Annotated in this window: 17 protein-coding genes and 6 pseudogenes; 9 read left to right on the top strand and 14 right to left on the bottom strand. The window is 66.1% G+C overall.

The genetic code is table 11. From position 1 onward, the window contains the following. The 4 genes and pseudogenes from AD428_RS07105 to AD428_RS07090 all read left to right on the top strand — a co-directional run. A pseudogene (locus AD428_RS07105) lies at positions 1–429 on the top strand (heme biosynthesis HemY N-terminal domain-containing protein); the annotation flags it as partial. Positions 430–460: 31 nt separating this feature from the next. Then, complete coding sequence (ppa, locus tag AD428_RS07100) at positions 461–997, top strand: inorganic diphosphatase (protein WP_053244657.1); 537 nt, start codon at positions 461–463, stop codon at positions 995–997. A 208-nt stretch (positions 998–1,205) separates the two neighbouring features. Beyond that, positions 1,206–1,901 carry a fumarylacetoacetate hydrolase family protein gene (locus AD428_RS07095; RefSeq protein WP_053244656.1) on the top strand — a complete coding sequence of 232 codons (696 nt, stop codon included), beginning with the start codon at positions 1,206–1,208 and terminating at the stop codon, positions 1,899–1,901. Between the two features lie 38 nt (positions 1,902–1,939). Next, positions 1,940–2,068, top strand: a complete 129-nt coding sequence (locus AD428_RS07090) for an entericidin A/B family lipoprotein (protein WP_053244655.1) — start codon at positions 1,940–1,942, stop codon at positions 2,066–2,068. 72 nt (positions 2,069–2,140) lie between these two features. On the opposite strand, the pseudogene AD428_RS07085 reads toward AD428_RS07090, so the two are convergent. From AD428_RS07085 to AD428_RS07075, 3 genes and pseudogenes are all read right to left on the bottom strand, one after another. Next, positions 2,141–3,825 (bottom strand): annotated as a pseudogene (locus AD428_RS07085) (PhoH family protein). 114 nt (positions 3,826–3,939) lie between these two features. Beyond that, on the bottom strand, positions 3,940–4,404 hold the full coding sequence (locus AD428_RS07080; protein WP_053244654.1) for a peroxiredoxin: 465 nt from the start codon (positions 4,402–4,404) through the stop codon (positions 3,940–3,942). Continuing rightward, on the bottom strand, positions 4,401–4,868 hold the full coding sequence (locus AD428_RS07075) for an Mth938-like domain-containing protein (protein ID WP_053244653.1): 468 nt from the start codon (positions 4,866–4,868) through the stop codon (positions 4,401–4,403). The genes AD428_RS07080 and AD428_RS07075 overlap by 4 nt, the downstream gene beginning before the upstream one ends. A 294-nt stretch (positions 4,869–5,162) precedes the next feature. Between AD428_RS07075 and alaC the strand changes: the two genes are divergently transcribed. The 4 genes and pseudogenes from alaC to AD428_RS07055 all read left to right on the top strand — a co-directional run bounded on the left by alaC (position 5,163) and on the right by AD428_RS07055 (position 9,660). Further along, entirely contained in the window at positions 5,163–6,350 is a 1,188-nt protein-coding gene (gene alaC / locus AD428_RS07070) for an alanine transaminase (protein ID WP_053244652.1), read from the top strand. 131 nt (positions 6,351–6,481) lie between these two features. After that, on the top strand, positions 6,482–7,825 hold the full coding sequence (locus tag AD428_RS07065) for a homoserine dehydrogenase (RefSeq protein ID WP_235489343.1): 1,344 nt from the start codon (positions 6,482–6,484) through the stop codon (positions 7,823–7,825). Next, positions 7,822–9,232, top strand: a pseudogene (gene thrC / locus AD428_RS07060) (threonine synthase). The gene AD428_RS07065 and the pseudogene thrC overlap by 4 nt, the downstream one beginning before the upstream one ends. 206 nt (positions 9,233–9,438) lie before the next feature. After that, positions 9,439–9,660 (top strand): YgdI/YgdR family lipoprotein, encoded by a 222-nt coding sequence (locus AD428_RS07055; RefSeq protein WP_053244651.1) that lies wholly within the window; start codon positions 9,439–9,441, stop codon positions 9,658–9,660. 83 nt (positions 9,661–9,743) lie between these two features. On the opposite strand, the gene AD428_RS07050 is transcribed toward AD428_RS07055, so the two are convergent. From AD428_RS07050 to pepN, 4 genes and pseudogenes are all read right to left on the bottom strand, one after another. After that, positions 9,744–10,766, bottom strand: a complete 1,023-nt coding sequence (locus AD428_RS07050) for a class 1 fructose-bisphosphatase (protein ID WP_053244650.1) — start codon at positions 10,764–10,766, stop codon at positions 9,744–9,746. Between the two features lie 10 nt (positions 10,767–10,776). Continuing rightward, complete coding sequence (locus AD428_RS29335; protein ID WP_369798717.1) at positions 10,777–10,881, bottom strand: aminopeptidase N C-terminal domain-containing protein; 105 nt, start codon at positions 10,879–10,881, stop codon at positions 10,777–10,779. Continuing rightward, the gene (locus tag AD428_RS29330; RefSeq protein WP_369798716.1) at positions 10,835–11,530 is read right to left on the bottom strand and encodes an aminopeptidase N C-terminal domain-containing protein; all 696 of its coding nucleotides are present in this window, start codon (positions 11,528–11,530) and stop codon (positions 10,835–10,837) included. Before AD428_RS29330 ends, AD428_RS29335 begins: the two co-directional genes overlap by 47 nt. A 137-nt stretch (positions 11,531–11,667) precedes the next feature. After that, positions 11,668–13,485, bottom strand: a pseudogene (gene pepN / locus AD428_RS07045) (aminopeptidase N); the annotation flags it as partial. A 183-nt stretch (positions 13,486–13,668) separates the two neighbouring features. Between pepN and AD428_RS07040 the strand changes: the two are divergent. After that, a complete protein-coding gene (locus AD428_RS07040) occupies positions 13,669–14,313 on the top strand; it encodes a DUF4136 domain-containing protein (protein WP_053244658.1) in 645 nt (214 codons plus the stop codon). 84 nt (positions 14,314–14,397) lie between these two features. Here the strand turns inward: AD428_RS07040 and AD428_RS07035 are convergent, their stop codons facing one another. The 7 genes and pseudogenes from AD428_RS07035 to AD428_RS07010 all read right to left on the bottom strand — a co-directional run bounded on the left by AD428_RS07035 (position 14,398) and on the right by AD428_RS07010 (position 20,056). After that, entirely contained in the window at positions 14,398–15,132 is a 735-nt protein-coding gene (locus tag AD428_RS07035; protein ID WP_082308300.1) for a YjbE family putative metal transport protein, read from the bottom strand. A gap of 111 nt (positions 15,133–15,243) precedes the next feature. After that, a complete protein-coding gene (locus AD428_RS07030) occupies positions 15,244–15,951 on the bottom strand; it encodes a YjbE family putative metal transport protein (protein ID WP_053244649.1) in 708 nt (235 codons plus the stop codon). 357 nt (positions 15,952–16,308) lie between these two features. Next, positions 16,309–17,190, bottom strand: a complete 882-nt coding sequence (gene sucD / locus AD428_RS07025; protein WP_053244648.1) for a succinate--CoA ligase subunit alpha — start codon at positions 17,188–17,190, stop codon at positions 16,309–16,311. A gap of 21 nt (positions 17,191–17,211) precedes the next feature. Beyond that, positions 17,212–18,372 carry an ADP-forming succinate--CoA ligase subunit beta gene (gene sucC / locus AD428_RS07020; protein ID WP_053244647.1) on the bottom strand — a complete coding sequence of 387 codons (1,161 nt, stop codon included), beginning with the start codon at positions 18,370–18,372 and terminating at the stop codon, positions 17,212–17,214. A gap of 10 nt (positions 18,373–18,382) precedes the next feature. Continuing rightward, positions 18,383–18,984: pseudogene (locus tag AD428_RS07015) on the bottom strand (DUF2889 domain-containing protein). Positions 18,985–19,299: 315 nt separating this feature from the next. Then, positions 19,300–19,443, bottom strand: a pseudogene (locus AD428_RS24530) (ATP-grasp domain-containing protein); the annotation flags it as partial. 10 nt (positions 19,444–19,453) lie between these two features. Further along, positions 19,454–20,056, bottom strand: coding sequence for a DUF2889 domain-containing protein (locus AD428_RS07010; RefSeq protein ID WP_053244646.1), 603 nt, complete (start codon positions 20,054–20,056; stop codon positions 19,454–19,456). Positions 20,057–20,458: the final 402 nt, after the last annotated feature.

The raw sequence follows: 20,458 nt of genomic DNA, 5'->3' as shown, positions 1-20,458 counted from the left end.
GCCGCCGACGCGGCGCTGCCGGCCGCCGACACCGGCTCCGATCCCCATCACCTCGATGCCGAAGGCGGCTATGCGGTGGGCCTGTCCGACACCGATGCCGACGTGCTGCGGCCGGCGATTACCCGCCCGTGGCGCCGGCCGTGGCGGCTTCCGCCTCGGACTACGTGCTCGATCCCGACGCGCGCGCCAGCAAGACCAGCGCGACATAGGCGCTGGCCCCCGAAGACGCGCCCGTGGCCGGGCGGCGCCTCGGACCTGGACGAGTATTTCGACAGCGCGCCGATTCCGGCCGCCGCGTTCGACGATCCGGTGCCCACCTATGGGCCCACGCCGGCGGCCGGCGCCAAGCCCTCGTCCAGGCCCGCGGCCGATGCCGAGCCGTCCGCGCCCATACCCGCCACCAAGCCGCCCTTCAAGGACGAGCACTGATTTTTCTTCATACAGACAACAAGGCTGAACCATGAGTCTCGATCGCGTGTCCCCCGGCAAGAAGCTGCCCGAAGATTTCAACGTCATCATCGAAATCCCCATGAATGCCGACCCGGTGAAGTACGAGGTCGACAAGGAAACGGGCGCGATTTTCGTCGACCGTTTCATGCTGACGGCCATGCACTATCCGTGCAACTACGGCTACATCCCCCAGACCCTCTCGGAAGACGGCGACCCGGCCGACGTGCTGGTCATCACGCCGTTCCCGATCCAGATCGGCGCGGTCGTGCGCTGCCGCGCGATCGGCGTGCTGGAAATGGACGATGAGTCGGGCGGCGACGCCAAGCTGCTGGCGGTGCCCATCGAGAAGCTGTACCCCCCGTACCGCAACATCAAGTCCTACGAAGACCTGCCCGCCGAAGACATCTCGCGCATCCAGCATTTCTTCGAGCACTACAAAGACCTCGAGAAGGGCAAGTGGGTCAAGGTCAAGGGCTGGAAGGGCCTGGACGCGGCGCACGAGGAAATCGTGAAGAGCGCCGAGCGCTACGCTGGCAAGAGCGCCTGAAACGCTCCGGCTCGCTTGGACACCGCGGCGCGGCCGCGGCTGGCATGGGCCGGCCGCCGCCGCGCCGCGGTGCCTTCGGCCCCCCGAAATGCCTACGTTTTCCTGAACAAAACAAGGCGAGCCCGAGGCCGCGGAAACGGATAAACTCGCGGATGGATTTTTTGCCGCCGGTTTCCGGTCATGTACACGTCACAGGTTGATTGAGATTATGGACTACGTATTGCCTCCCCAGCCGCTGACCGCGGTTCCCGTTGCCGGAAGCGCCGCGCGGTTTCCCGTGCGCCGCGTCTACTGTGTCGGCCGCAACTACGCCGAGCACGCCAAGGAAATGGGCTTTACCGGACGCGAGGATCCGTTCTTCTTCTGCAAGCCGGCCGACGCCGTGCTGAGCGTGGCCGACGGCGAAACCGGCAAGATGCCGTATCCGCCCAAGACCTCCAACCTGCACTACGAAATGGAGCTGGTGGTGGTGCTGGGCAAGGGCGGGCGCGATATTCCCGTGGAGCAGGCCAACGAATGCGTGTGGGGCTACGCGCTGGGCCTGGACATGACGCGCCGCGACCTGCAGGGCGAAATGAAGAAGCAGGGCCGTCCCTGGGAAGTGGGCAAGGCCTTCGATTTTTCCGCCCCGCTGGGCCCCATCCACCCGCGCAGCGTGGTGGGCACCCTCGAAAAGGGCGCGATCTGGCTCGACGTCAACGGCGAGCGCAAGCAGTCCAGCGACATCTCCCAGATGATCTGGAACATTCCCGAGAGCATCTCCTACCTGTCCGGCCTGTTCGAGCTGCGGCCCGGCGACCTCATCTTCACGGGCACGCCCGAAGGCGTGGGCGCCGTGGCGAAGGGCGACGTGCTCACGGGCGGCGTCGAGGGGCTGGGCGAGTTGCGCGTGCAGATCGTCTGAGCCTGGCGGAACGTTTTCTTGTTTCAGGAGAGTCGAAGATGCGCGCGAAAATCGTGCTGACCGCGTTCCTGGTCTTTGGATTCGTCCTGGCCGGCTGCAACACCGTGGCCGGCATGGGCAAGGACGTCTCGCGGGCCGGCAACGCCATTACCAACGCGGCGCAATAAGGCCGCGCGGACGCGAAAAAAACGGGCCAGCGCATGCTGGCCCGTTTTTTTCTGCCTTCGGCGGGCAGGAGGCTACAGCACCTCGGCCGCGTAGTCGGCCAGGCGGGAACGTTCGCCGCGCTGCAGCGTCACGTGGCCCGCGTGCGGCCAGCCCTTGAAGCGGTCCACCACGAACGTCAGGCCCGAACTGCCCTCGGTGAGGTAGGGCGTGTCGATCTGCGCGATGTTGCCCAGGCAGATCACCTTGGTGCCGGGTCCGGCGCGCGTGATGAGCGTCTTCATCTGCTTGGGCGTGAGGTTCTGCGCCTCGTCGATGATGAGGTACTTGTTCAGGAAGGTGCGGCCGCGCATGAAATTGAGCGACTTCACCTTGATGCGCGAGCGGATGAGGTCCATGGTGGCCGCGCGGCCCCAGTCGCCGTTGCCTTCGCCATCGCCCATGTTGAGCACGTCGAGGTTGTCCTCGAGCGCGCCCATCCAGGGCAGCATCTTTTCTTCTTCCGTGCCCGGCAGGAAACCGATGTCTTCGCCCACCGGCACCGTGACGCGGGTCATGATGATCTCGGTGTAGCGCTTGGTTTCCAGCACCTGCGTGATGCCCGCGGCCAGCGCCAGCAGCGTCTTGCCCGTGCCGGCCTGGCCCAGCAGCGAGATGAAGTCGCATTCGGGGTTCATCAGCAGGTTCATGGCGAAGTTCTGCTCGCGGTTGCGCGCCGTGATGCCCCAGACCGCGTTCTTGCCATGGGTGTAGTCGCGCAGCGTGGCCAGCACCGCCATCTTGCCGCTGACTTCGCGCACCTGCGCGTACAGCGGCATCTGGCCCTCGAAATAGACGAACTGGTTGACCACGAACTGCGAGCACAGCGGGCCGTGGATGCGGTAGAACGTGGTGCCGCCCTGTTGCCAGGACTCGACGTCCTTGCCGTGCTTGTTCCAGAAGTCCTCGGGCAGCTGCATCACGCCCGTGTACATCAGGTCGGAGTCTTCGAGGACGTGGTCGTTGTAATAGTCTTCGGCGGCCATGCCCAGCGCGCGGGCCTTCAGGCGCATGTTGATGTCCTTGGACACCAGCACCACCTCGCGCTGCGGGTATTTCTCCTGCAGGGCGCGCACCACGCCCAGGATCTGGTTGTCGGCCTTGCCCATGGGCAGGTCGGAGGGCAGGGTGCTGTGGATGGCCGTGGTCTGGAACATGAGCCGGCCCGTGGCGTCCTTGTTGCCCAGGGCCGACAGGTCCAGGCCCTCGTCGAGCTTCGAGGCGTCCTGCACCAGGGCGTCCAGCGAACGGCTGACCTGGCGCGCGTTGCGCGCCACTTCGGACATGCCTTTCTTCTGGTGGTCGAGTTCTTCCAGCGTCATCATCGGCAGGAAGATGTCGTGTTCCTCGAAGCGGAAGAGCGAGCTCGGATCGTGCAGCAGCACGTTGGTGTCCAGCACGAAGAGCTTGCGGGGCTCGTTCTGCGGGCGGGGCTTGCCGCGGCGGGCTGTCGTGGCGGTCCTGGCCTGGCGGGCGGGCGGCTCGGCGGGCGCCGGGGCCGGCTGGCTGGCGGGCGAGCGGGCCGGGACGGGTGCCTGGGCCTTGCGCGCCGGCACGGACATGCCCTCGAGTTCGGGTTGGACCTGCAGGTCGCCTCGTCTTCGCCTGCGGCCTGGGCCGCGGCCTTGTTCTTGGCGCCGCGCGCGGCGCCCCGGGCGGATTCGCCCGTGGGGAAAGTCAGGATGGCTGCGGGGCGGGTGGGCAACTTCGGAAGCGGCATATGAGCACTCTCCTGTGGGTCCGGCTAGCGCCCGGGTTCACGCCGGATGGCGGCTGCTTCCGGCGGGAACGGGCGCTGGGCCTGGTTCTTTTCTTGCTTCTCGATCACGGGCGGCTAGCCGATGCTCTTGGCGGCCTGCAGGACTTCCTTGGCGTGGCCGGGCACTTTCACCCCGCGCCACTCCTGCACCAGCACGCCATAGGCGTCGATCAGGAAGGTGCTGCGCTCGATGCCCCGCACCTGCTTGCCGTACATGTTCTTCTGCTTGATGACGCCGTACAGGTTGCAGACGGTTTCGTCGGCGTCGGAGATGAGCGGGAAGGGAAGGTCGTACTTGGCCTTGAAGTTCTCGTGCGATTTCAGCGAATCGCGCGAGATGCCGATCACCACGGCGCTGGCGGCGAGGAACTCCGCGTGCAGGTCGCGGAAGTCCTGGCTTTCGGTGGTGCAGCCCGGCGTGTTGTCCTTGGGATAGAAATAGAGGATGACCGCGCGGCCCTGGCACTGCTCCAGGCTGATCGGGCCTATGGTGCTTTCAGCGGTGAACAGGGGGGCGGGCTTGCCTATGATCGGCGTCATTTCTGGGGGTCTCCGTTGGGAGGAATGAGGGCGACGACGACCCGCCGGCCCTCCGCCATCAGGATGTTGTAGGTGCGCGAGGCGGCGTGCGTGTCCATGGTTTCCACGCCGATGCCCATGGCCAGCAGGGGACGGAGCACGTCGGGGCGCAGGAAATGCTGGCGCGCGCCCGTGCCCACCAGCAGCACCTCGGGCGCGTTGGCCGGACGGCCGGGCGCCGCGTCGGCCTCGGGCTCATCGAGAAAGGCCAGGGGGTCGCGCACGGGCTCGGACAGCCCGGCGGCCTGGCGCAGGAGGGTGGAGGTGATGTCGGCCACGGCCTCTACAGGCCACTGGAGGACGTCGCCTTCGGGACCGAAGGCGACCGAGTGGGAAAAACGTACCTGGTTGACCTCGATGTAACCGTCGCCATAGGCTGTGACGGTATTCAGAGCGCCTGTCGCAGGATCGGTGTGCAGCTTCAATAAAAACTCCGGCTTTATGTGCCCGATGATAGCGCATCGGAATGACCGCATGTTGCAGGGTATCCACTGGGGCCGGGGCGCCTGCGCGCCTCATTTGCCGCAGGGACGCGCTTGCGCTAGATTACAGGGTTTTGCTGCGGTGCAAATGCCGCGCCGGTCCGCCGGCGCGGGGGCGCTTCGCTCCCCGTTTTTTCCGGCCTGCGGCTTTTCCGGTGTTTCCGGCCCGTTGCCTGTTGCCCGCTGATTCTTTCATTCCGACTGTCTTCTCTTCCCCTACGCCTAAGGATTCCCATCATGAGGAAGTTCTCCCGCATCGAGCGCCTGCCTCCGTACGTTTTCAACATTACCGGCGAGCTCAAGATGGCGGCCCGGCGGCGGGGCGAAGACATCATCGACATGTCCATGGGCAACCCGGACGGCGCCACGCCCAAGCACATCGTGGACAAGCTCGTGGAAGCCGCCACCCGGCCCACCACGCACGGCTATTCGGTGTCCAAGGGCATTCCGCGGCTGCGCAAGGCGATCTGCGACTGGTACCAGCGCCGCTACGACGTGGAGTTCGACCCCGACTCGGAAGCCATCGTCACCATCGGCTCCAAGGAAGGCCTGGCCCACCTCATGCTGGCTACGCTGGACCGCGGCGACACGGTGCTGGTGCCCAACCCCAGCTATCCCATCCACATCTACGGAGCGGTCATCGCCGGCGCCAACATCCGTTCGGTGCGCATGACGCCGGGCGTGGATTTCTTCGAGGAGCTGGAACGCGCGGTGCGCGAATCCATTCCCAAGCCCAAGATGATGGTGCTGGGCTTTCCCAGCAACCCCACGGCGCAGTGCGTGGACCTCTCCTTCTTCGAGCGCGTGGTGGCGCTGGCCAAGGAGCATGACATCCTCGTCGTGCATGACCTGGCCTATGCCGACATCACGTTCGACGGCTACGTGGCCCCTTCCATCATGCAGGTGCCCGGCGCGCGCGACGTGGCCGTCGAGTTCTTCACCATGAGCAAGAGCTACAACATGGCTGGCTGGCGCATCGGCTACATGGTGGGCAACCGCGAGCTGGTGGGCGCGCTGGCCCGCATCAAGAGCTATCACGACTACGGCACCTTCACCCCCATCCAGGTGGCGTCCATCGCCGCGCTCGACGGCCCGCAGGACTGCGTGAAGGAAATCGTGTCCCAGTACCAGAGCCGCCGCGACGTGCTCGCGCGCGGGCTGCACGAAGCAGGTTGGAATGTGGAGATTCCCAAGGCGTCCATGTACATCTGGGCGCAGATCCCCGAGCCCTACAGGGCGATGGGTTCTTTGGAATTCTCCAAGCGCGTCCTGTCGGATGCGAAAGTGGCCGTTTCCCCCGGGATCGGCTTCGGCGAGTACGGCGACGAATACGTGCGCTTCGCTCTCATCGAAAACGAGCAGCGCACCCGCCAGGCGGTGCGCGGCATCAAAGACATGTTCCGCAAGGACGGATTGCTGCGGTAGAGCCCACCCCCGCAGCGCTGCGCGCTTCCCCCTCAAGGGGCGCCGCAGCGGACCGGCGAGGCCGGCTCCGCGCGGCCTCGCGTGGTGTTGCCAAGTGTGTTGCTTTTCGCGTAGCAATATGGAGAACTGAAATGAATTCCCCTCAACGCCCGCCCGCAGAGGGCGCCGCGATGAATCCCATGAAAGTCGGCCTGCTCGGGCTTGGCGTGGTGGGCGGCGGCACGTGGACCGTGCTGTCGCGCAACGCCGAGGAGATCGCGCGCCGGGCCGGCCGCCGCATCGAGGTGACGCGCGCCGCCATGCGCGACGTGGCCAAGGCGCGCACCCGCGTGGGCGACTCGATCCTGGTCGATACCGACGTGCATGCGCTGGTGCGCGACCCCAACATCGACATCGTGGTCGAACTGATCGGCGGCGACACGCTGGCGCGCGAGCTGGTGCTCGAAGCGATCGCGCAGGGCAAGCACGTGGTCACCGCCAACAAGGCGCTGCTGGCCAAGCACGGCAACGAGATCTTCGCCGCGGCGTCCGAGCGCGGCGTCATGGTGGCCTTCGAGGCCGCGGTGGCGGGCGGCGTGCCCATCATCAAGGCCATCCGCGAAGGCCTCACGGCCAACCGCATCCAGTGGGTGGCGGGGATCATCAACGGCACCACCAATTTCATCCTCTCCGAAATGCGCTCGCGCGGGCTGCCGTTCGCCGAGGTGCTGGCCGAGGCGCAGCGCCTGGGCTACGCGGAAGCCGACCCCACCTTCGACGTCGAGGGCGTGGACGCCGCGCACAAGCTCACGCTGCTGGCCTCGCTGGCCTTCGGCGTGCCGGTGCAGTTCGAGCGCGCGCACATCGAAGGCATTTCGCAACTGGCCCAGGAAGACATCGCGCATGCCGAGCGGCTGGGCTACCGCATCAAGCTGCTGGGCATCAACGCGCCGCCGCGCCGAAGCCATCGAGCTGCGCGTGCACCCGGCGCTGGTGCCGGCCGAGCGCTGCTCGCCAACGTCGAGGGCGCCATGAACGCCGTGCTCGTCAAGGGCGACGCCGTGGGGCCCACGCTGTACTACGGCCAGGGCGCCGGCGAGGAGCCCACCGCTTCGGCGGTGGTGGCCGACCTGGTGGACGTCACCCGCCTGCACACGGCCGATCCGGGCAACCGCGTCCCGCACCTGGCGTTCCAACCCGATGCCATGTCGGATACGCCCATCCTGCCCATCGAGCAGGTGAGCACGTCGTATTACCTGCGCCTGCGCGTGGACGACCAGCCGGGCGTGCTGGCCGACATCGCCCGCATCCTGGCCGACCGCGCCATTTCCATCGGCTCCATGATCCAGCAGCCTTCGCACATCGGCGGGGCCGATATCATCTTCCTGACGCACGAGGCGCTGGAAGGCAACGTCAACCAGGCCATCGAGCGTATCGAGGCGCTGCCGTTCGTGCGGTCCCGGGTGACCCGGCTGCGCGTGGAAAACCTGACATGAAATACATCTCGACCCGCGGCGGCATGGCTGCCCAGCCGTTTTCGGACATCCTGCTCGAGGGCCTGGCTCCCGACGGCGGCCTGGCGATTCCCGAGTCGCTGCCGCAGGTGCCGGCCGGCACGCTGGAGTCCTGGCGCGGCCTGCGCTATGCCGACCTTGCCTACGAAGTGCTCTCGCTCTTCGCCACCGACATCCCCGCGCAAGACCTGCGCCGCCTGACCCGCGCCGCCTACAACCAGCAGGTTTTCAGCAGCGAGGACATCGTGCCGCTGCGCCCGCTGGACGGCGGGCTGTCGCTGCTGGGGCTGTCCGAAGGCCCCACGCTGGCCTTCAAGGACATGGCCATGCAGTTCCTGGGCCAGGTGTTCGAGTACGTGCTCGAGCGCCGCGGCACGACGCTCAACATCGTGGGCGCGACTTCGGGCGACACGGGCTCGGCCGCCGAGTACGCGTTGCGCGGCAAGAAGAGCGTGGCGGTGTTCATGCTTTCGCCCCATGGCCGCATGAGCGCCTTCCAGCGCGCCCAGATGTACTCGCTGCAAGACGAGAACATCCACAACATCGCCGTGCGCGGCGTGTTCGACCAGGCCCAGGACATCGTCAAGGCGCTGGCCGGCGACCTGGAATTCAAGACGCGCTATCGCCTGGGCGCGGTGAACTCCATCAACTGGGCGCGCATCGCGGCGCAGGTGGTGTACTACTTCCATGGCTGGCTGCGCGCCACCGCCGGCCCGGGCCAGCAGGTGTCGTTCGCGGTGCCCTCGGGCAACTTCGGCAACATCCTGTCCGGCCACATCGCGCGCAGCATGGGGCTGCCGGTGCGTCGCCTGGTGCTGGCCACCAACGAGAACAACGTGCTGGAGGAGTTCTTCCGCACCGGCGTATACCGCCCGCGCCCGGCCGAGCAGACCTACGCCACGTCCAGCCCCTCCATGGACATCTCGCGCGCCTCGAACTTCGAGCGTTTCGTGTTCGACCTGGTGGGCCGCGACCCTGGCCGCGTGAAGGCGCTGTGGGCCGAACTGGGCTCGCGGGGCAGCTTCGACCTCTCGGCCCTGAAGCCGGAGTTCGAGTCCCGCTTCGGTTTCGTGGCCGGCGCAAGCACGCATGCCGACCGCCTGGCCACCATCCGCTCCACCTATGACGAGACCGGCGTGCTGGTCGATCCGCACACCGCGGACGGCGTGAAGGTGGCCCGGCTGTACGTGGAAGAGGGTGTGCCCATGGTGGTGCTCGAAACCGCCTTGCCGGCCAAGTTCTCGGACACCATCGAAGAGGCGCTGGGCCGTCCGGCCACGCCGCCGGCGGCGCTGGCCGGACCTGGAGCTGCGGCCGCAGCGCGTGGAAGTCATGGACTGCGACGCGGACGCCGTGCGCCGCTACATCGAGGCGCACGCCAAGGTGTAATCGCCGCTTGCCGCATGTGTACGTTGTGACAACCCGTCCGGCGCGCGGCGGAGGGGTTTTCCTGGCCGCTTTCCCGGGGCGGCGGGCGCGCGGCGGGGCCGCCGCGCCATTTACGTTCTCACGCATTTTGAGCGGAACCCGCAATGAATTGGGTTTTGGGGTCGGATACAGTGAAAACGTTAGTTCACAGATCGGAGAACAGCCCCATGAATCTGAAGACGATGACGCTCGCCCTGATGATCGCTTGCGCCGGTTCGCTGGCCGCGTGCTCGTCGCCCACGGTCATCCAGCACCGCGACGGCAGCTCGGACGTGGCGCCCGACGAGCCGAAGTACAACAAGGACTCCGGCATGTACGAATACGACAAGGACGGCAAGAAGGTCCAGATCAACAAGGACGACGTGAAAGGCATGGAAGAGGTCAAATAGCCTTTCCCGCGGCTTCGCGAAAAAAAGCCCTGGCGCATCTGCGCCAGGGCTTTTTTCGTGGGGCGCGGGCCCGCGGCGCGGCCTCAGCCCTGCCGGGCCTCGGCGTGGTAGCGGCCCACGCGCTCGACTTCGTTCTTGGAGCCGAGAATCACGCTCACGCGCTGGTGCAGCTTCTCGGGTTGGATGTCCAGGATGCGCTGGGCGCCGTCGATGGCCGCGCCGCCTGCCTGCTCGACGATAAAGCTCATGGGGTTGGCTTCGTACATGAGGCGCAGCTTGCCGGCCTTGCCCGGCTCGCGTGCATCCCACGGGTACATGAAGATGCCGCCGCGCGTCAGGATGCGGTGCACATCGGCCACCATGGACGCGATCCAGCGCATGTTGTAGTCCTTGCCCAGGGGGCCCGTCTTGCCCGCCAGACAGTCGTCGATGTAGCGCTTGACCGGCGGGGCCCAGTGCCGCATGTTGGACATGTTGATGGCGAACTCCTTGGTGTCTTCCGGAATGCGGATGTTCTCGTGCGTGAGCACCCACGAGCCCATTTCGCGGTCCAGCGTGAAACCCATCACGCCCTTGCCGATGGTCAGCACCAGCATGGTCTGCGGCCCGTACACGGCATAACCTGCGACCACCTGCTTGCTGCCGGGCTGCAGGAAGTCTTCCTCGGTGACCGGCGACGAGCCGGACACGTCATGGGGCGCGTGCAGCACGGAGAAGATCGTGCCGATGGACACGTTGACGTCGATGTTCGACGAGCCGTCCAGCGGATCGAACAGCAGCAGGTATTCGCCCTTGGGATAGCGGTTCGGGATGAGGTGGATGGTTTCCATCTCTTCCGAGGCCATGGCCGCGAGATGGCCGCCCCATTCGTTGGCTTCGAGCAGGATCTCGTTGGACAGCACGTCCAGCTTCTTCTGCACTTCTCCCTGGACGTTCTCGCTTTCCAGGCTGCCGAGCACGCCGCCCAGCGCGCCCTTGCTGACGGCATGGCTGATGGCCTTGCAGGCGCGCGCCACGACTTCGATGAGCAGGCGCACTTCGGGCGCCAGCGCCTGGGCGGAGCGCTGCTGCTCCACCAGGTATTGGGTGAGGGTTTTGCGTTTCAAGAGGGTTCTCCTATGCTGCGAATTCCAAAGCCTTGGATACGATTTCCTGCACGTTGCGCGAAAGGCCCTCATGGGCCTGCACGCGCTGCAGCGCCGCCTGCATGGGGGCGCGCAGGGCCGGCACGTAGCGCGACCAGTTGTCCAGCGCGCGCGCCAGGCGCGCCGCGATCTCGGCGGTTGAGCGCGTCCAGCGCCAGCACCTGTTCTTCCCAGAACGCGTAGCCCGAGCCGTCCGGATGGTGCATGCCGCGCGCGTTGTTCAGGCAGAACTGGAAGATGAGCGCGCGCGCGCGGTTGGGGTTGCGCAGCGTGAACGCCGGGTGCGACATGAGCTCGCGCGCGGTCTGCACGGTGGCGTGGCGCGCCGTGGCCTGCAGGCTGAACCATTTGTCCACCACCAGGGGGTTGTCCTTCCAGCGCGCGTAGAAGCCGGCGAGCGCCTGCTGCGGGTACTCGCCATGGCCGTAGTTCAGCAGCGCGCCGAGCGCGGCCAGGCTGTCGGTCATGTTGCCGGCCTGCTCGTACTGCTGCCGGGCCAGCCGCTGCGCTTCGTGCTCGCCCGCCGCCATGAGGTGGGCCAGCGCGAGGTTCTTCAGGGCGCGCTTGCCCGCGGGCTCGGGGGCGGGGCTGGTAGGGGCCGGGCGTCGTGGTTGGCGTCGAGCGGCGCGGAACGTCGGCCTGGAGCTGCCTGCCCAGCTCGGCGCGCAGGAAGTCGCGCGCCACCGCCAGGGCCGGCGGTCGATCGCTTGCATGCGTTCGGCCAGGGTCTTCTCCGACGGCAGCGCCAGTGCCCGCGCCCGGTAGGCCGCGTCGATGGGACGGGTCGGTGAGCAGGGCGCGCCAGGCGGCGATGAAGGCCGGGGCCGCGTGCAGCGTGCGGCCCGCCTGGCGCGGCGCCCGCCAGCGCCAGGATCTGCCGCGTGGCCAGTTCCTGGCCGGCTTCCCAGCGCGCGAACGGATTGGGGTCGTGCGCCGACAGCAGCGCCAGTTCCTCGTCGGTCCAGTCGTAGACCACGATGACGGGGGCGGAGAAGTCGCGCAGCAGCGAGGGCACCGGCGGCGCGTCGATGTCGTCGAACACCCACTGCTGGCTCTCGGTGGTGAGTTCCAGCAGGGCCGTGTCGCGGACCTGGCCTTCGTGGCGCAACGGCAGCGGCCTGCCTTCGCGGTCGAGCAGGCCGATGGCGAACGGAATGTGGAAGGGCGCCTTCACGTAGTCCGGGCCGGCCTTCTTCTCCACGCCGACCGGCGCGCATTCCTGCGACAGCGTCACCTTGCACTGGCGCGCGGCCGCGTCGTGCTCAAGCTTCACCGTGACGCGCGGCGTGCCCGCCTGGCGGTACCAGCGCCGGAACACGGAAAGATCGCGGCCCGGATGCTGGCGCATGTAGACCGATTCCATGGCGGCCACGAAATCGTCGCAGGTGACGGCCTGGCCGTCGTGGCGGCGGAAATACTCGTCCATGCCCGCGCGAAAGCCTTCCTCGCCCAGCAGCGTATGCTGCATGCGGATCACTTCCGCGCCTTTCTCGTAGACCGTGGCGGTGTAGAAGTTGCCGATTTCCTGGTAGCTCTCGGGGCGGATGGGGTGCGCCATGGGGCCGGCGTCCTCGGGGAACTGCGCCGCCCGCAGCGCCACCACGTCGTCGATGCGCTTGACGGTGCGGGCGCTGGCCGCCGCCGTGGCGTCCAGGCCGCGCGCCATCATGTCGGCGCTGAATTCCTGGTCGCGGAAAACCGTGAGCCCTTCCTTGAGGCTGAGCTGGAACCAGTCGCGGCAGGTTACGCGGTTGCCCGTCCAGTTGTGGAAGTACTCGTGTCCGATGACGGATTCGATGCCCTCGTAGTTGGCATCGGTGGCCGTTTCGGCGTCGGCCAGCACGTAGGCCGCGTTGAAGATGTTGAGGCCCTTGTTCTCCATGGCGCCCATGTTGAAGTCATGTACGGCCACCACCATGAAGCGGTCCAGATCCAGCTCGAGCCCGAAGCGTGTCTCGTCCCAGCGCAGGGCGCGCACCAGCGAGTCCAGCGCCCATTCCGTTTTGGTTTCCGAGCCGGGGTCGCTGTAGACCTGGAGCAGCACCTCGCGCCCGCTGGCGGTGCGCACGCGGGTTTCGCGGTGCGTCAGGTTGCCCGCCACCAGGGCGAAGAGATAGCAGGGCTTGGGAAACGGATCTTCCCATTGCACCTCGTTGCGTCCGTCGGGCAGGGCGCGCGCCGCCACCAGGTTGCCGTTGGACAGCAGCACAGGATACCGGCCGGGGGCGCGCAGCGTGACGCGGTAGCGCGACATGACGTCGGGCCGGTCGGCGAACCAGGTAATGCGGCGAAAGCCCTCGGCTTCGCACTGGGTGAAGAAATTGCCGCCCGAGACGTAAAGTCCCATGAGCGTGGAGTTGGCGTCGGGCCGGCAGCGGCTCACGGTTTCCACCCGGCACTCGGAAGGCAGGCCATGGAGGGTAAGGCTGTGTCCGGTCAGGCTGTAGCGTTCCGGGGGCAGGGGCTGGCCGTCCACCGCCACCGAGACCAGCTCCAGTTCCTCGCCGTCCAGGACCAGCGCCGCGTCGTTGCCGGCGTCGGCTTTGCGCCTGACTTGCATGATGCTGCGCACCTCGGTGGACTCGGGCGCGAGGTCGAAACTCAGGTCGACTTCGGGGATCTCGTAGGGGTAGGGCTGATAATCCTTGCGGTAAACGGTGATGGGTGTATCGGTACGCATGGAATTGCCGTCCGGAATGAGGGAAGAATCCCAATTGTAGTGGGTGCCCGTCCGCCGCGCCGGAGGCCATTTGGCCGAGCCCGGCGCAATGCCGGCCATGGCGCGATCCACGGGCAAAACTTTTGGCGCCCCCGCATGTCCAACCTCGGTATCATGGCGCCAACGCGCGTGAAGGAGCAGCAAATGTCGTGGTTGTCGAAATCCGGAGCCTGGCGGTGCGCGGGCATATTCGCGGTGCTGGGGGCGGTGGCGCTCAGCGGGTGCGCCGCGCCGTCGGTTTCCGCTCACGTCACCTCATTCCAGCAATGGCCGGCGGGCGTCGAGGGCCAGACATACCGTTTCGTACCGGCCGACGCGTCTCAAACCAACAATCTCGAGTACCAGTCTTTCCAGGACACGGTGCGCGCCGCCATCGGGGCGACCGGCCTGGTGGAGGCGCCCGCAGGCGCGCCTGCCCGCTTCGACGTGAGTTTCCATTATGGCGCCAGCCAGACCCAGGTCACGGTGCGGCGTCCGTACGATCCGTATTTCTACGGCGGCTACGGATACGGTTATGGCGGCTTCTACGGGCCGGGGCCCTGGGCGCCCTATGGCGGATACTGGGGGCCGGCCTGGGTGGACGTGCCCGCCGTGGCGTATCGCAATTCGCTTACGCTGCAGATCCGCGATACGCAGCGGGGCGGAAAGGAGGTCTACCGCTCCACCGCCTATATATTGAGCGACCGGGGCGACCTGCTGCGCATGATGCCTTACCTGACGCGTGCAATATTTGATAATTTTCCCGGCAATAATGGCGCCGAGCGCGAGGTGGAATACCCGCTGCAATAAAGCGCGGCAGGCCGCCGGATCATTGCAATGTTAATAAAAAATCGGCGCACCGGAACGGTGCGCCGATTTTCTTTCAAAAAGCTTTCATTCCTTGATGAGGAAGCTCTCGCGCGAGGCGCCATTGGCTTCTTCGGCGGCGAGCCAGCGCGGCGCCTTGCCGCGGCCGCTCCAGGTTTCGCCTGTTTGCGGGTGACGGTATTTCGGCGCCACGGCGCGCTGTTCGCCGAATTGACGAACCACAAACACGTCGGTGATCAGCATGCCGCCCGCGATCCAGCCCAGCAGGCCCGCGCCCAGGGTGACGACCAGGGGATAGCGGTCGATCAGCTTGAGCACCAGCGTGCTGCCCCAGATGATGATGGGCACGCTGACGATGAGGCCGAACACCACCAGGCCGATCTGGTGATCGGCGTGCGCATTCTGCGCCGCGCCGGCAATGGCGATGACGTTGTCCAGGCTCATCACGAAATCGGCGATGATGATGGTCTTGACCGCCGCCAGGATGGAGGTGCCGCCCTTGATGTTGCCGTGGGCGTCTTCTTCCGGGATGAGGAGCTTGATGCCGATCCAGAGCAGGAGCACGCCGCCGACCACCTTCAGGAACGGCACGTTCAACAGCGACAGGGCGAAGGCGATGAGCACCACGCGCAGGATGATGGCGCCCGCGGTGCCCCACAGGATGCCTTGCATGCGCTGCTTGGGCGCCAGGTTTCGACACGCCAGCGCGATGACCACCGCGTTGTCACCGCCGAGCAGGATGTCGATAAGAATGATCTGGAAAACCGCCGCCCAACTCAGCGTCTGGAAAAACTCAAGCACGTCGAACCCCCGAAGGTATTTATGAAAAGAAAGGCCGGTCCCGCACCGGCGCCCGCCGCTTTCGAGGGCGGCGGGGTAATTCAGAAACCATTATTGTAATTCAGCTTTCAGTCAGGCTTCGGATGCGGCTTTCTGGCGGCCAAGCATGATCTTGCCCAGCGCCAGCACCAGCACCGCGCCCAGCGCTCCCGCGATCAGCGCGAAGTCGTGCTGCGTCACGCCCAGCGCCGCGTCGATGCGCGCCACGGGCTCCTGCAGCGCCGGATCGCCCACCAGCAGTTCGCCTGCGATGAAACCCAGCAGGGCCGCGCCCACCCACACGATGATGGGAAAGCGTTCGATGACCTTGAGCAGCAGCGTGCTGCCGAAGATGACCAGCGGAATACTGATGGCCAGGCCCAGCACCAGCAGCGTGGTGTCGCCCATGGCCGCGGCGGCCACCGCCACCACGTTGTCCAGGCTCATGACCAGGTCGGCGATCATGATGGTGCGGATCGCGACGAGCAGGCTGCCATGCTCCTTGCCACCCCCTTCGTCTTCGCCTTCCGGCAGCAGCAGCGAAACGCCGATGTACACGAGCAGCAGCGCGCCGATGAGTTTCAGCCAAGGCAGCAGCAGAAGCTTTGCCGCAACCAGGGTCAGCACGATACGCATGATGATCGCCGCGGCCGAGCCGATGACAATCGCTTTTTTCTGTTGCGCCGGAGGCAGCGAACGCGCCGCCAGCGCGATGACCACGGCGTTGTCGCCTGATAGCAGGATGTTGACCCAAATGATCTGAAGCAACGCTATCCAGAATGCCGCTGAACTGAGTTCCATACCCTCTCTTTCCTAGATGTGATCCCCCTAGGACGAAAAACCAAATGAATGGATGAAAAAGACAAGGACACGCTGACCGCCTTGGTGCGAGCCCGGCGGCATTCTGACTTGCTGGCGCGTGTCGGTTTTGCTTTCATTATAGTTTCGTTCAGCTTTCCGTATGGTTGGCCGACGCGATGTGGACGAGGGTTTCCCCTAGGAAATGGAAAGCAGCGGGGAAAAACCCTCGGGAAAGCCGCGGCCGGTCTGCGGGCGGAACCCGCGCGGGCAGGGCCGCATGCGCCATTGCGCCGGCAGCGCGCGCGAAAAAAAACCCGCCATCGCGGATGGCGGGTTTTTCGTGTGCGACGCTGCGCGTTACAGCACCGACTTGAGCAGCTTGCCCATTTCGGAGGGATTGCGCGTGGTGCGGATGCCGCAGGCTTCCATGACTTCCAGCTTGGCGTCGGCCGTGTCGGCGCCGCCGGAGATCAGCGCGCCGGCGTGGCCCATGCGCTTTCCGGGAGGCGCGGTGACGCCGGCGATGAAGCCGACCACGGGCTTCTTCATGTTGTCCTTGGCCCACTGCGCGGCGTTCACTTCGTCCGGGCCGCCGATTTCGCCGATCATGATGACGGCGTCGGTGTCGGGATCGTCATTGAACATCTTCAGCACGTCGATGTGCTTCAGGCCGTTGATGGGATCGCCGCCGATGCCCACGGCGCTCGACTGGCCCAGGCCCAGCTCGGTGACCTGCGCCACGGCTTCGTACGTCAGGGTGCCCGAGCGGCTGACGATGCCGATGCGGCCCTTGCGGTGGATATGGCCGGGCATGATGCCGATCTTGATTTCGTCGGGGGTGATCAGGCCGGGGCAGTTGGGGCCCAGCAGCAGCGTCTTGCTGCCCTTGTCCTTCATGCGGTTCTTCACCATGAGCATGTCGCGCACGGGAATGCCCTCGGTGATGCAGATGACCAGATCCAGTTCGGCCTCGACGGCTTCCCAGATGGCGGCGGCGGCGCCCGCCGGCGGCACGTAGATGACGGACACGGTGGCGCCGGTGTCGGCCTTGGCTTCCTTCACGGAGGCGTAGATGGGCACGCCTTCGAAGTCCTCACCGGCCTTCTTGGGGTTCACACCGGCCACGAAAGCGGCCTTGCCGTTGGCGTACTCGCGGCACATGCGGGTGTGGAACTGGCCCGTCTTGCCCGTGATGCCCTGGGTGATGACTTTGGTGTCCTTGTTGATCAGAATCGACATTTGTGAATCCTTGGCAATTTTTTACTTGACGGCGGCTACGACGCGGGTGGCGGCTTCGGCCATCGTGTCGGCGCTGATGATCGGCAGGCCCGAGTCAGCCAGCATCTTCTTGCCGAGTTCTTCGTTGGTGCCCTTCATGCGCACGACCAGGGGCACGTTCAGGTTGACGGCCTTGCAAGCCGCGATCACGCCTTCGGCGATGACGTCGCAGCGCATGATGCCGCCGAAGATGTTGACCAGGATGGCCTTCACGCCCTTGTTCTTGAGCATGATCTTGAAGGCTTCGGTGACCTTCTCGGCCGTGGCGCCGCCGCCGACGTCCAGGAAGTTGGCGGGCTCGCCGCCGAACAGCTTGATGGTGTCCATGGTGGCCATGGCCAGGCCGGCGCCGTTCACCAGGCAGCCGATGTTGCCGTCGAGCTGGATGTAGGCCAGGTCGAACTTGCTGGCTTCGATTTCGGCGGGGTCTTCTTCGTCGAGGTCGCGGTAGGCGACGATTTCAGGATGGCGGAAGAGCGCGTTGGAGTCGAAGTTGAACTTGGCGTCCAGGGCGATGATGTTGCCCTTGCTGTCGCGGTTCAGCGGGTTGATCTCGACCAGCGAGGCGTCGGTTTCCATGTAGCACTTGTAGAGCTTCTGGAACACGTCGACGGCCTGCGCGGTGGACTCGGCGGGCATGCCGATCGCGTCGGCGATCTTCCTGGCCTGCTCGGCGGTCAGACCGGCCAGCGGGTCGATGTACTCGGTGACGATCTTCTCGGGGTGGGAGTGGGCCACTTCCTCGATGTCCATGCCGCCTTCGCTGGAGGCGATGAAGGCGACCTTCTGCGTGGCGCGGTCGGTGACCACGGACACGTAGTATTCCTTCTGGATGTCGGCGCCTTCTTCGATGTAGAGGCGGCGGACCTTCTGGCCCTCGGGGCCGGTCTGGTGCGTGACCAGCTGCATGCCGAGGATTTCGCCGGCCAGCTTGCGGACTTCGTCCAGCGAGCGGGCGAGCTTCACGCCGCCGCCCTTGCCGCGGCCGCCCGCATGGATTTGCGCCTTGACGACCCACACCGGTCCACCCAGCTTTTCAGCGGCAGCCACGGCCTCGTCGACGGAAAAAGCGGGGATCCCGCGCGGCACGGGGACGCCAAATTGCTTCAGCAGTTCCTTGCCTTGATACTCGTGGATTTTCATGTGTTACCTGTCAGGACGAATGAGAAAGAGAAGGTGAATCGGAGGACGAATCGGCCGATGCCTCAGCGCTGTCCCCTGTGTACCACCTGGGATAGTGCTCAGCCACGACCGGCCCGTCGGTCCGCAAGGCATGACAGCCGTCGAGCTGGAAAGGCCGGCGGTCCGGCTCGGCCTGCTGCCGGCGCCGGTTTGCCATGGTTTGTACCGCCGCGTGGGCAGCACCTGCGACAGCTCGGTCATATGCGTACAGCCCGCGACGTGGCCGAAGCGCTCCTTGACCTGGCGCCGGAATCCCTTGAGGAGGTTCATGCCGACCAGGTCAGTGTAAGCCGGTTCGATGGCCATGCAATGACCGCCGTAGGGCGCGGCGTCGTACGCGGCGCGGGCGGCCACGATGGTGAAATCGCCATCGATGGTGATGCGCAGGTGCATGTGGTGGATGGGCCGCCCGGCCTTGAAGACCTCGCCGTTCTGCTTGGGGAAATCGTACGCCTTGACGTCGATGAGCTCGGCTTCGAGATCCCAGAGGCCGTCGTCGCGCGCGTAGGACTGCACGCGTATGGAACGCGTGTGCAGCGGCTGGCGAGGACAATCCGGCGGTGGCAAGGGCATGCTAGTGGCCTGCGGTGCGGGCGTTGAACGACTGGCCTGTCATGGCTTAGCGGTATGGGCTTAGCGGTAAAACGGCATGTAACAGGGCCCGCCGGACGACCCGCGGGGTGGCGGCCCGCGCATGGTGCGCGGCAACAAAACCTTGGAAGTATAGCGCACGGCCGTACCGGCGGCGGGAGCCCCTGCCCGAGGACGGGTTGCCGGCCGGCCGCCCGCATCCTGCGCCGCCGGGAGGACCGGCGCAAACGGCAACGTTGACAACAACAATAAGGACAAACGCGATGAGCAGTGACGGCGCGCGGCAGCGCGACGGGCTTGCGCCTTGACGACCCACACCGGTCCACCCAGCTTTTCAGCGGCAGCCACGGCCTCGTCGACGGAAAAAGCGGGGATCCCGCGCGGCACGGGGACGCCAAATTGCTTCAGCAGTTCCTTGCCTTGATACTCGTGGATTTTCATGTGTTACCTGTCAGGACGAATGAGAAAGAGAAGGTGAATCGGAGGACGAATCGGCCGATGCCTCAGCGCTGTCCCCTGTGTACCACCTGGGATAGTGCTCAGCCACGACCGGCCCGTCGGTCCGCAAGGCATGACAGCCGTCGAGCTGGAAAGGCCGGCGGTCCGGCTCGGCCTGCTGCCGGCGCCGGTTTGCCATGGTTTGTACCGCCGCCGTGGGCAGCACCTGCGACAGCTCGGTCATATGCGTACAGCCCGCGACGTGGCCGAAGCGCTCCTTGACCTGGCGCCGGAATCCCTTGAGGAGGTTCATGCCGACCAGGTCAGTGTAAGCCGGTTCGATGGCCATGCAATGACCGCCGTAGGGCGCGGCGTCGTACGCGGCGCGGGCGGCCACGATGGTGAAATCGCCATCGATGGTGATGCGCAGGTGCATGTGGTGGATGGGCCGCCCGGCCTTGAAGACCTCGCCGTTCTGCTTGGGGAAATCGTACGCCTTGACGTCGATGAGCTCGGCTTCGAGATCCCAGAGGCCGTCGTCGCGCGCGTAGGACTGCACGCGTATGGAACGCGTGTGCAGCGGCTGGCGAGGACAATCCGGCGGTGGCAAGGGCATGCTAGTGGCCTGCGGTGCGGGCGTTGAACGACTGGCCTGTCATGGCTTAGCGGTATGGGCTTAGCGGTAAAACGGCATGTAACAGGGCCCGCCGGACGACCCGCGGGGTGGCGGCCCGCGCATGGTGCGCGGCAACAAAACCTTGGAAGTATAGCGCACGGCCGTACCGGCGGCGGGAGCCCCTGCCCGAGGACGGGTTGCCGGCCGGCCGCCCGCATCCTGCGCCGCCGGGAGGACCGGCGCAAACGGCAACGTTGACAACAACAATAAGGACAAACGCGATGAGCAGTGACGGCGCGCGGCAGCGCGACGGGCCTCCGGCTGGCACCGGGAGGCCCGTTTATCGAAGAATGCAGTGCGCCGCAGGTGGCAAGCGGCGCGCGGCCAGCGGCGCGCGGCAAG

This window comes from Achromobacter sp. DMS1 (assembly GCF_001270295.1).
This window is presented reverse-complemented; position numbering and strand designations above follow the sequence as displayed.

Bases quoted from the DNA above. Each gene is read 5' to 3' on its own strand.
- AD428_RS07090 (WP_053244655.1), top strand. From the start codon at position 1,940: ATGCGCGCGAAAATCGTGCTGACCGCGTTCCTGGTCTTTGGATTCGTC.
- AD428_RS07055 (WP_053244651.1), top strand. From the start codon at position 9,439: ATGAATCTGAAGACGATGACGCTCGCCCTGATGATCGCTTGCGCCGGT.
- AD428_RS07080 (WP_053244654.1), bottom strand. From the start codon at position 4,404: ATGACGCCGATCATAGGCAAGCCCGCCCCCCTGTTCACCGCTGAAAGC.
- AD428_RS07010 (WP_053244646.1), bottom strand. From the start codon at position 20,056: ATGCCCTTGCCACCGCCGGATTGTCCTCGCCAGCCGCTGCACACGCGT.
- ppa (WP_053244657.1), top strand. From the start codon at position 461: ATGAGTCTCGATCGCGTGTCCCCCGGCAAGAAGCTGCCCGAAGATTTC.
- sucC (WP_053244647.1), bottom strand. From the start codon at position 18,372: ATGAAAATCCACGAGTATCAAGGCAAGGAACTGCTGAAGCAATTTGGC.
- AD428_RS07095 (WP_053244656.1), top strand. From the start codon at position 1,206: ATGGACTACGTATTGCCTCCCCAGCCGCTGACCGCGGTTCCCGTTGCC.
- AD428_RS07065 (WP_235489343.1), top strand. From the start codon at position 6,482: ATGAATTCCCCTCAACGCCCGCCCGCAGAGGGCGCCGCGATGAATCCC.
- AD428_RS07030 (WP_053244649.1), bottom strand. From the start codon at position 15,951: ATGGAACTCAGTTCAGCGGCATTCTGGATAGCGTTGCTTCAGATCATT.
- sucD (WP_053244648.1), bottom strand. From the start codon at position 17,190: ATGTCGATTCTGATCAACAAGGACACCAAAGTCATCACCCAGGGCATC.
- AD428_RS07040 (WP_053244658.1), top strand. From the start codon at position 13,669: ATGTCGTGGTTGTCGAAATCCGGAGCCTGGCGGTGCGCGGGCATATTC.
- alaC (WP_053244652.1), top strand. From the start codon at position 5,163: ATGAGGAAGTTCTCCCGCATCGAGCGCCTGCCTCCGTACGTTTTCAAC.